Here is a 10,260-nt window from a genome sequence, read left to right on the forward strand (position 1 = left end):
AGTACTCCCATGAATACACCCCCTGAGAACGACAAGCACTTGCCACTATCTCCCGATGAGATTGCTGCATTCGCAGAACTGCTGGACACCATCGGTGACCGGACCGATTTCCCGCTTGAACTCGAGGCACTGGATGGCTTGATTTGTGCGCTCCATTGCGCGCCACGGCCAATCGAGCCGGGTGAATATCTGCCTGCCTTATTGGGTGAAGACTATATGGCAGCATTTTCCAGTACGGCACAATGTGCTGAATTCATGAGTTTTTTCAATCGCCGCTGGCATGACATCGGCGTGGCCCTGGCACTGGCGATAGAAGATTTGGACGCACCCGGTGCCTTGGTGCCGTTTTTAAATGACTGGGAAGCGACGCTATCCGACATGAGTCCCGAAGAACGTGCGGAAGTGGCGTCACTGGATATCGCCTATATGGGTATGGCCTGGGCGGAAGGTTTTGTCTGGGGTGTTGAACACTGGGAAGACGAGTGGAGCCTGCCCGCCGGTCATGCGCTGGAAGATGTACTGGATGCCCTGCTCGACCCGTTTTATATTCTGACCGTTCCGGACGCCGAACAAGCAACACACGAACGTGAGCATACCCGCCCGGAATGGATAGGTGCGGCCATCCTGGCGGCCTATGATTTGCGAGGATTTTGGCAGCGTGTGGCAGACTATACGCCTTCTGAGCCCGTGCGCGCAGCGCCCGACCCTGGTCGCAATGACATCTGCCCGTGCGGCAGCGGCAAGAAATTCAAAAAGTGTTGTGGCGCACCGGCAAAGTTACACTAAACAAACCCATCATCAGGAGCCCTAAATTGAAAATTCGCATATTGACCATGATGGCATTGGCCAGTTTATTTATTGCCTGCGGCAATGCAAATGCGACCAGTTCCGTTAACACCACTGTAAAATCGCCCCATCCCCACACTGACAGGAGCAATAGAATGGCAACCACCACCCCGTCCGGCCTGATATATGAAGATATTGTTGTAGGCACAGGCGCCACCGCCACTCCCGGTCATACCGTTGTGGTCAACTACACAGGCTGGCTGACCAATGGCACCAAATTTGACTCCAGCAAGGATCGCAACGAGCCGTTCGAATTCCGTCTCGGTGCCGGGCAAGTGATACACGGTTGGGATGAAGGGGTGGCTGGCATGAAGGAAGGTGGCGAGCGCAAGCTAACCATACCTGCTGAGCTTGGCTATGGCGCGCGCGGTGCGGGCGGCGTAATTCCACCCAATGCAGTGCTGATTTTCGATGTGGAACTCATTAAGGTCAAATAAGGCTGCACCATTCAGGATTTGATCCTGGGCTGTTTTGACAAAGTCTGAATATTTTGTTGAAGAACAGCCTGACGACGGAGGATACAAATGTCAAAACAGCATCCCATCATCGCGGTAACCGGTTCGAGCGGCGCGGGTACCACAACCGTGCGGCGCGCCTTTGCAGACCTGTTCCGGCGCTTGCAGATTCAGCCTGCATGGGTACAAGGCGATGGTTTTCTGCGCCATGAACGCACCGCCATGAGCGCCAAAATCAATGCCGCCACCACTCAGGGCAAGCGCTTCAGTCATTTCCATCCTGACGCCAACCTGCTGGATAAGCTTGAAACGCTATTCCTTGAATATGGCCAATCCGGCTCCGGCAAAACCCGTAATTATGCCCACGATGATAATGAGGCGGCGCGTTTTGGCACACAACCAGGTAAATTTACTCCCTGGCAGGCACTCCCGGCCAATACTGACGTATTATTTTACGAAGGGCATCATGGCGGTTTTTCACAGTCCTCCCGCAAAACCTCGAAGTCCATACAAATTGCTGAACAGGTAGATTTACTGCTTGGTGTCACGCCCTCTGTGAACCTGGAATGGATACAGAAAATCCATCACGATTGTGATCGCAGTGGCTGCGGCGAGCAATTGGTCATAGAGACCATTCTGCATCGCATGCCGGATTACGTGGATTACATTGTTCCTCAATTTGCACGCACCCACATTAATGTACAACGCGTACCGCTGGTGGATACCTCACATCCATTCGTGGCGCGCGATGTCCCAGGGGCTGACGAAAGCATCGTCGTAATTCATTTACGCGATCCCCAGCATTTTGATTTTCCGAAACTACTGAAAAAAATAGACGGCGCGCAAATGACACGACGTAATACCATGCTGGTTCCCGGCGGGAAAATGACTCTGGCGATCGAAATGATCTGTACCCCGCTGATTGCCAAAATGATTGCAGCGCGGGATATGGTCGCCGGCTAAGGCGTCTGCTGGTCGGATGCCGTGATATACGTTTCGTAATGGTTGCGGAAGAGCGCTTCCAGATCGTCGATCACCGTCACCGCCGGCATGCCATGGATAACGTGACGAGTCATCTGGTTGGAGGTTTCATGCAGCAACTTATTACGCTCAAGCATGGGATATGTCGCCATCAGACGCTTGATGGCTTTGACCACTGATTCCTGTTCCGGACGCTCGATCGATACTGGCTGAACGAGTTCGGCAACCGCCGAAACTTCTTCGCGCGTCGCCAGAAAAGCAGCGAAATCCAGCAATGTCTCGCGTTGATTTTCGGTCAAACCACGAAACTGCTGCAGCAGTTTCTTTTCATTTTTAGTCACCTGTCTTCACCACATTGAGGCTGAACACCGGCATTTTCCGGTGCTCCGTCATCAAATCAAGTGCAGTAACCAACGCCAATGACACTTCGGCGGTATTCTTTTGAGTCTGCGTCCAAAGCTCACGTGCTTCTCCAAGCAAATCGCCAATGTTATCCGGTAGCGGGCGATTGTCTTCCATGATCATGTCTTCAATCATGCCGGGTTTGATCTCCGGACGGAACAGCATGGCGTAGGTCTGTTCATCCGGGTGAATAGCCAGCCAGTTACCCTCGTCATCCACCACGATAGGCTCAATCCCGGCAGGCAGGTCAGCACGGCCGTTGTACATAACCAGCATCTTTTTACCATCCACCGCATTCGCCAGCAGATCGTCGCATCCCGCTTCTGTCTTATGACAGGTGGTGAAATAAGCATTGAAGTAAGGTTCCTCATGCACAGTTCCGCCCTCGTATTGCACCACGACCAATGCGCCAAAACCAATGCCGACAATCGGTCGTTTCATGCGTTTGAACAAGCCGATCAAACGCATTTCGTCATCAACCCACGGACATGCCTCGTCGTCTGTCACCGGGTACGCGCCGCCCAGCAGCCATAGCGCATCGTGCTGGGTAGCGGTACCCGGCAAATCCGCACCCAGAAACGGGCGCTGATACTGAAAGCCGATATCGCGTGATTCGAGCTGTTTTTCGATCGGCCCGAGAAATTCAGAATAGGTGTGTTGTACAACCATGAATTGTTTCATCTTTAAACTACCCTATTGAGTTTATTTCCTGGATTTATCCACAACATTGATGAGGCAGGTATCCACAAAGTCCAGGAAAGACTGGAGTAACTTGGAGCGAAATTTCTCCTGTGCATAAACCAGTGTCAACTGTCGACGCAATGGCTTATCAAGTGGCACGGCAACCAGATCGCCGAGCTTGAGCTCTTTAATCACCGTGGAGCCCGATACTATCGCCACACCCAGCCCGGCCTCCACTGCACCTTTGATCGCCTCACGGCTACCCAATTCCATCACGATATTAAGATCTTCCGGCGGCATGCCATTGTCCCGAAAATACTGATCTATCACCTCGCGTGTCCCTGATCCAAGTTCCCGGCTGATGTATGGAATTTCAGCCAGTTGTTGTGGGGATATTTTAGTCAGTTTGGCGAATGCATGATCCGGATTGCAAATCAGCAACAATTCGTCCTCACAACAGGCTGCTGTCGTCAGGTTTGGATGATGTGAAGGCGCCTCGATCAATCCGACGTCAAGGCTATGGTCATTCACCCGATTTTCGATAGTTTCGGAATTGGCCACAGTTAGCCGGGCCTGCACTTGCGGAAACTTGGCTTTGAAATCGCCGAGAATACGGGGCAGCATGTATTCCGCTATTGTCGTAGACGCGCCAATCATCAATGGTCCGCTCATCTGGCCGGTCATTTCTGCCATGCGCGCTTCCATCTCGGCATTCAGGTCAAGAATTTTTTCGGCATAAAACATTGCCAGATCACCTGCTGGGGTCAATGCGATCTTGCCGTGGGTGCGCTCGAACAGGCGCGTGTTGAGATGTTCCTCGAATTGTTTGACCTGAAATGTCACCGCAGGCTGGGTCATGAATAGCAACTCGGCAGCTTTAGTGAAGCTAAGCTGCTTGGCGACAGTGTAGAATACTTGGATACGGCGATCTGCCATGGGTATGCCGACTTGAACAAGAATAATTCGTTATTCAATCACAATTTCTTTGATGAAGATAGACAGTTTTTATGAGTGAGGCATGGAAACACCTCGATCTGGAGGGTGAAGGTCTACAAAGCGCGAACCTGCGCCTGGTACAGTTAATGAAACGTAGACCCAAGGCGTACGCTTTACTCGCTTTGTTTCCGTTGGGTTTGCATCGATCTTATCTGGAAGAGGTTCGGGGAGCCTGGATTTACCGCATTGCCAGCATCGTTGCACTGATTACGTGGTGGTTTGGAGCAAACTGGGCCGCATTGCTCATTATCGTGCTTCTCGTAGGCTTTGCGGCTTACGATATCCGCTGGATTGAGGATCGCGTGGCCACCCTCAATAAAGCGCTGCGCATACAGATATATAAGAGCAAGCGCAGCACAGCGGCTCCCAAAGGATTTCGTGGCCGATACACAGACGACGATCTGGACGACTATCTCAAGGTCAAGGAACAGGAACGTGGCGGTCACGTTTTACCTGGCACAGATTCGGCCCTGAATAATCGCAGTCGCGCTCCTTCCTTTGCGGAGCAGGAAGCCATGCTCAAGGCGCTGGCGAAATCCAAACGCAACAATAAATCGCAGTGATATCCAAATTCATGCGTAGGGAAATATCGCCATACCTTAACCCAACGTCTCACTTCAACGTTATGTCTGCATGAAACTCGGCTTCTACATTATTCTCAGTGCGCAGTTCCTATCTGCACTAGCCGACAACGCGCTGCTATTTGCCGCCATTGCCTTGCTCCAGAACCTGAATGCGCCATCCTGGCATACCCCTGTGTTGCAAGAATTTTTTGTCGTTTCATATATCCTGCTGGCACCTTTTGTGGGTGCGTTCGCCGATGCGCTACCCAAAGGCCGCGTCATGTTCATCAGCAACAACATCAAGATGATTGGATGTTTTTCCATGCTGGCAGGTTTAAATCCCCTGTATGCCTACGGTATCGTCGGCTTTGGGGCCGCAGCTTATTCACCCGCCAAATACGGCATCCTTACCGAATATCTTCCACCTTCCAAACTGGTTGCCGCCAATGCCTGGATGGAGGGCGCCACCGTGCTTGCCATTGTGCTTGGCGCAATACTTGGCGGATTGATGCTCAACGCCAATATTGCTGGGCATATCCTTGCGCATCTGCCATTTTTGGGCGACCTCAGCGTGGCAAAACTCGCCATCGTATTGATTACGTTACTCTATATTTTTGCTGCGCTGGCCAATCTGTTCATCCCATGTATCGAAATGGACCATCGTCCTCCCAGGCGCAATCCATTATTTTTGCTGCATGATTTCTGGCACAGTTTCAAACTGCTCTGGCGCGACCCGCTTGGCCAAGTCACACTTGCCGTCACTACGCTGTTCTGGGGGGCGGGTGCCACCTTGCGTCTGGTCATCCTTACCTGGGCCGGTCTGGTACTCAAATACGACATGGAAAAAGCCACCCAACTCACCGCTGTTGTCGCTGTAGGTATCGCGATTGGGTCAATGCTGGCGGGACGCTATATCAAACTGCATGATTCAATCAAAGTACTGCCCGCAGGAATCGTAATGGGGGTAGTGGTTATCGGCATGATGTTTGTGAGCGGCCCATACATTGCAGCCGTGATGTTGATGTTGATTGGGGCACTGGGCGGCTTTTTCGTGGTACCGATGAATGCGCTACTACAGCATCGTGGCCATCTGCTCATGGGTGCAGGCCATTCCATCGCCGTGCAGAATTTCAACGAAAATCTTTCCATTCTCGTTCTGCTCGGTTTCTATGCGCTGATGGATCGCGCCGGCTGGCCGATGGACTGGATTATTGTTGCGTTTGGCAGCTTCATCAGCCTGTCGATGCTGGCGATCCAGATACGATTTCAACGCATTGGTGGTATTCAACACATTTAAACGTTGAGAATGGAGAGCAGGCCGGCAAAAGGGGCAATCCGCCGTATTACAACCCTGCTCCAGCTAGCCCGCCTGTTTCATAAAAAACTTCAGTTTCACATCTTCAGCTTCGATCAAGTCATTTTCCCTGAGTAAAAACGGCTGGGAGCCGATCGATTTTCCGTTGACTCGGGGATGTCTTCTCCCTTCCACATGAGTCACATAGTAGCCTTGCGGGCGGCGTGAAACCATAATCACCTGCACACCAGCCTGCCCGAAAGTTTTTAAAGGGCGGCTGATCAATATCTCCTCTCCCGATTGCGGTGCCTTCATGTCTTTCACGCCGCCCAACGGAAAATTGGTTTTTATTGAACGTGCGGAAAGTGTAGCCGTCGCCAATTGCGGCTTGCCAGGCATAGCATCCTTCCTGGGCAACGGTTCCACGTCCAGCGGCACTGACTTCATGATCATTGTTTTGTCAAAATCCATGTCCGATATTGCGCGCTGATTGACATATTTCACCTGATAGCCGCTCAGTTCGATCACATCGTTATTTTGCAAAATACGCCTGGTTATTTTTTCCCCATTGACCGATACGCCATTGGTGCTATCGGTATCCTCCAAAACATGATCATTACCACTGGAGAGGATGACAGCATGTAGATTGCTGACACCAGCACCTTCCAGCGCAATATCGTTGTCGGGTTTCCGGCCAATGACAAACCGCTCCTTATCGAGGAAATAATGTCCTACGATTGCGCCTTCGCAACTTACTATCAGTTTCGCCATATCGTTTTATCCTAAAGACTTCAGCCAGTTGGAAAGTTTGCTCATTAAGCTACGCTTTACCATCTCGCCATTCCTAACTTGGGTAATCAGTACAGAAACATTGTCATGTCCACCATTATCGTTCGCCATCTGTATCAATTGAGTCGCCGCGAGAGGCAGATTGCAGCGCAATTCAACCAAAGCCAGTTCAATATCGTCATCATCCACCATGTCATTCAATCCATCAGAACACAGCAAATAAATATCGTTTGCCTGCACATTATGTTCGCAGACATCCACCTGGATAGTTGCCTCGATGCCTAGCGCGCGCGACACCAAATTGCGATTATGTGACAGCTTGGCTTCTTCAGAGGAAATCAAGCCCTGTTCCATTTGATCCTGAAGCAGGGAATGATCGTGCGTCAACAATTCCAGCTGTCCCTGACGCAGGCGATAAAGACGGGAATCCCCTACATGGGCAATGGTTGCCAGGCCATGATGAAACAGCATAAGAACGATGGTTGTTCCCATCCCGTTATATTTGCTATCCGTTTGCGCAGTTTTATAAATCGCCAGATTGGTTTTTTCGATTGCCAATTTGACTGCCATCGATTCGCGGGATAATTTGGCCGACTGTATTGGCGACGGCGCCATGTCATTCAGCATGCGCTTAAGATAATCCGTCACCAGGCCGGTAGCAATCGAGCTCGCCACATCCCCGGCTTTGTATCCCCCCATACCGTCTGCCAACACCAGCAATCCGAGATCACCGTCTGTTGCGATACTGTCTTCATTGAATCTGCGTACCACACCCGAATCCGTGGCACTGGCGACATCCAGATGGAAAGGACTGCGCGCTGTCATGATTTTTATCATCTCCTGTTTTATTATTGGTATCGCATCAAAAAGGCTATTTTTTATGTGTTCATTCCAATATCGTATTCAGCGTTTCATTCTCTCATCGCCTTGGCAAGATAAGCAATACAGACTATGACTTACAGAGAATGTTCATCTTTCACTAAAGATATCCGCGCAAACGCCGTTCTTACCGGCATTGAAAAGTACCGGAAAAAACAATAAATATATTCTTCCTTATATTTATACTTGGTTTTCATCACTTATTTGTATTCCGACGCAGCATCCAATGACGGCTAACAAAATCATCAAAAAACTGGGTCGTTACGAAATTCTCTTCGAGCTTGGCCAAGGCGCCATGGGCGTTGTTTACAAGGCGATCGACCCGCTCATCGGCCGTACCGTTGCCATCAAGACCATCAATCTTGATCTATCCGGGAGTGACGAGGTAAATTTCGAAGAGCGTTTCTATCGGGAAGCCAAATCCGCAGGCAGCCTCAATCACCCTAACATCGTCACCATCCACGATATCGGCAAAGCGGATAACATCGTCTATATGGCAATGGAGTTTCTGGAAGGACCTTCATTAAAAGAAGTCCTGGATGTGCATACCGCGATGCCAGTGGAAAAAATCGTCAATATCGCCGCCCAGATTGCGCATGGCCTGGCATACGCACACAAGAATGGCGTCGTACACCGCGATATAAAACCTGCCAATATCGTACTGGTACGCGGCGGAATGGCCAAGATCACCGATTTCGGGATCGCTCAGATGGCCACCGGCTCCAGAACATTGGAGGGAACGGTATTGGGCTCGCCGAAATACATGGCGCCCGAACAGGTAAAGGGGCAGGTCGTCGATGGTCGTTCTGATTTATTTTCGCTGGCTGTCGTGCTCTATGAGATGCTGACAGGCGAATCCCCCTTCAGTAGCGATAACATCAACACCACCATGTACCGCATCGTAAATGAAGACCCTATCCCACCCAAAATACTTGCACCACGCATTCCCGAAGCGCTTAACCGGATTGTCATTAAAGCGCTGGCCAAAAATCCTGATGAGCGTTACCAAAGCGCAACAGAGCTGGCATATGATCTGAGCCACTACGAAATGCCCTCATCCGTATCAACAGCTACGCCACCCAATCAAACCCAAGCCGTAAAACCGCAAACCAGACAAAAAAACAACGTAGGTGACGCAACGGTGTTTCTGGGCCCGGCCTCCAATCGCCAGAACAATAATAAAGCAGCGCCCGGGAACACACCTGGCACACAAACTCACTCCCTGCGTGCCAAGGGTTTTTTGGGCTGGCAGAATAGAAGCCTCTTGATTGCAGTCATCATTGTTCTGCTACTGACTTTCACTGTTCTCTTGATGCGCAGCAAATCGTCGCGTCAAGGCAATATCACCGTACCCAAGCAAGCGATACTTGCATCTACGCCAGCCCCCGCGCCTATTCCAGGCATTGTCGAAGACAAGCCGATAACGGGCATACACGAGGAGGGTGCTTCATCGAATAACCAATTTTCAAAAACACAAGCATTGCCGCCCTTGCCAAAAGCATCACCAGCCAGGGAACCCATATCATCCCTGGCTCATAAATCACCTGGGCTGCAAGTGATGCCCCCGGAAACAGTGACAACGTCACCTGCTCCTACAGTAACAAGTGGTGATGCATCACTCAGTTTTGCCATCACACCATGGGGTGAAGTGTATGTGGACGGAAAAAAAATAGGCGCTGCACCGCCGCTCAAGGAACTGAAAATACCAGCAGGCAAGCACCTCATTGAAATCAGAAATATGGATTTTCACCCATATTCCAAGACAATCGATTTGCAAGCCGATTCAACCATGAAAATCAAGTACATTTTTAAATAGAGGTTTGCCGTGCCAATTCGATTACTATTCTTCTGCCTGATCGCCGCCATTCTTGCCAGCGCCTGCTCCTCAGCCCCCATTCGTGAAATCGGTTTGGACAGGCTGGCGCCGCGCAAGGCGGAACAGGCGCTTTCGACAGGACTTAAGGATTACGAAAACGGCCACTACCAGCTGGCAGCAAAAAATCTGCAAAGCGCCCTGGATAATGAGCTTACATTCAAGAAAGATCGCGTAACCGCGCACAAATATCTGGCGTTTGTATACTGTGTAACGGACAGAAAAAAACAATGCCGGGATCAGTTCAGGGACGCAATGGAAATCGATCCTGACTTTGAATTGAGCGCGTCAGAGGCAGGGCATCCTATTTGGGGACCCGTGTTCAGGGAAGTACGGGCAGAACAGGGGCTACAAAAAAGATAGTACCTGAAAAATTGGGGGTATCCGCGATTTTGTGTAAACGGGAAATCGTTTAAAGCTGCGGCATGCGCTCATCGAACATGATCGTGAACCGATTTAACGCGGCCTTCCAGTTCTGAATCGGCATTGTCCATTTCTTGC

12 protein-coding genes are annotated in these 10,260 nt (G+C 50.7%); 7 read left to right on the forward strand and 5 right to left on the reverse strand.

What is annotated here, in order from left to right:
* The first annotated feature begins 9 nt into the window (after positions 1-9).
* The 3 genes from ACYCZJ_RS13885 (at position 10) to ACYCZJ_RS13895 (ending at position 2,264) form a co-directional block, all read left to right on the forward strand.
* A complete protein-coding gene (locus ACYCZJ_RS13885) occupies positions 10-786 on the forward strand; it encodes a UPF0149 family protein (protein WP_461554826.1) in 777 nt (258 codons plus the stop codon).
* Positions 787-941: 155 nt separating this feature from the next.
* The gene (locus ACYCZJ_RS13890; RefSeq protein ID WP_461554827.1) at positions 942-1,283 is read left to right on the forward strand and encodes an FKBP-type peptidyl-prolyl cis-trans isomerase; all 342 of its coding nucleotides are present in this window, start codon (positions 942-944) and stop codon (positions 1,281-1,283) included.
* An 87-nt stretch (positions 1,284-1,370) separates the two neighbouring features.
* Complete coding sequence (locus tag ACYCZJ_RS13895; RefSeq protein WP_461554828.1) at positions 1,371-2,264, forward strand: phosphoribulokinase; 894 nt, start codon at positions 1,371-1,373, stop codon at positions 2,262-2,264.
* On the opposite strand, the gene ACYCZJ_RS13900 is transcribed toward ACYCZJ_RS13895, so the two are convergent.
* Genes ACYCZJ_RS13900 through ACYCZJ_RS13910 form a run of 3 tightly spaced genes read right to left on the reverse strand, consistent with a single transcriptional unit; the run spans position 2,261 to position 4,301 of the window.
* The gene (locus ACYCZJ_RS13900; RefSeq protein WP_461554829.1) at positions 2,261-2,623 is read right to left on the reverse strand and encodes a hypothetical protein; all 363 of its coding nucleotides are present in this window, start codon (positions 2,621-2,623) and stop codon (positions 2,261-2,263) included. The two genes, ACYCZJ_RS13895 and ACYCZJ_RS13900, sit on opposite strands and share 4 nt — an antisense overlap.
* Positions 2,616-3,365: a type 1 glutamine amidotransferase gene (locus ACYCZJ_RS13905; protein ID WP_461554830.1), complete on the reverse strand. Its 750-nt coding sequence runs from the start codon at positions 3,363-3,365 to the stop codon at positions 2,616-2,618. Before ACYCZJ_RS13905 ends, ACYCZJ_RS13900 begins: the two co-directional genes overlap by 8 nt.
* A gap of 21 nt (positions 3,366-3,386) precedes the next feature.
* Positions 3,387-4,301, reverse strand: coding sequence for a LysR family transcriptional regulator (locus ACYCZJ_RS13910; RefSeq protein WP_461554831.1), 915 nt, complete (start codon positions 4,299-4,301; stop codon positions 3,387-3,389).
* 71 nt (positions 4,302-4,372) lie between these two features.
* Between ACYCZJ_RS13910 and ACYCZJ_RS13915 the strand changes: the two genes are divergently transcribed.
* Both ACYCZJ_RS13915 and lplT read left to right on the forward strand, forming a co-directional pair.
* Positions 4,373-4,924: a hypothetical protein gene (locus tag ACYCZJ_RS13915; protein WP_461554832.1), complete on the forward strand. Its 552-nt coding sequence runs from the start codon at positions 4,373-4,375 to the stop codon at positions 4,922-4,924.
* A 70-nt stretch (positions 4,925-4,994) separates the two neighbouring features.
* Complete coding sequence (lplT, locus tag ACYCZJ_RS13920) at positions 4,995-6,221, forward strand: lysophospholipid transporter LplT (RefSeq protein WP_461554833.1); 1,227 nt, start codon at positions 4,995-4,997, stop codon at positions 6,219-6,221.
* Positions 6,222-6,284: 63 nt separating this feature from the next.
* On the opposite strand, the gene ACYCZJ_RS13925 is transcribed toward lplT, so the two are convergent.
* Together ACYCZJ_RS13925 and ACYCZJ_RS13930 are read right to left on the reverse strand one after the other, a co-directional pair.
* Positions 6,285-6,989, reverse strand: a complete 705-nt coding sequence (locus ACYCZJ_RS13925) for an FHA domain-containing protein (protein ID WP_461554834.1) — start codon at positions 6,987-6,989, stop codon at positions 6,285-6,287.
* Between the two features lie 6 nt (positions 6,990-6,995).
* Positions 6,996-7,832 (reverse strand): PP2C family protein-serine/threonine phosphatase, encoded by an 837-nt coding sequence (locus tag ACYCZJ_RS13930; protein ID WP_461554835.1) that lies wholly within the window; start codon positions 7,830-7,832, stop codon positions 6,996-6,998.
* A gap of 190 nt (positions 7,833-8,022) precedes the next feature.
* Here ACYCZJ_RS13930 and ACYCZJ_RS13935 point away from each other — a divergent pair, with 190 nt between their 5' ends.
* The gene (locus ACYCZJ_RS13935; protein WP_461554836.1) at positions 8,023-9,702 is read left to right on the forward strand and encodes a protein kinase domain-containing protein; all 1,680 of its coding nucleotides are present in this window, start codon (positions 8,023-8,025) and stop codon (positions 9,700-9,702) included.
* 93 nt (positions 9,703-9,795) lie between these two features.
* Positions 9,796-10,122 (forward strand): TssQ family T6SS-associated lipoprotein, encoded by a 327-nt coding sequence (locus tag ACYCZJ_RS13940; protein WP_461554837.1) that lies wholly within the window; start codon positions 9,796-9,798, stop codon positions 10,120-10,122.
* Positions 10,123-10,260: the final 138 nt, after the last annotated feature.

The sequence above is a fragment of the Sulfuriferula sp. genome, from assembly GCF_054605375.1.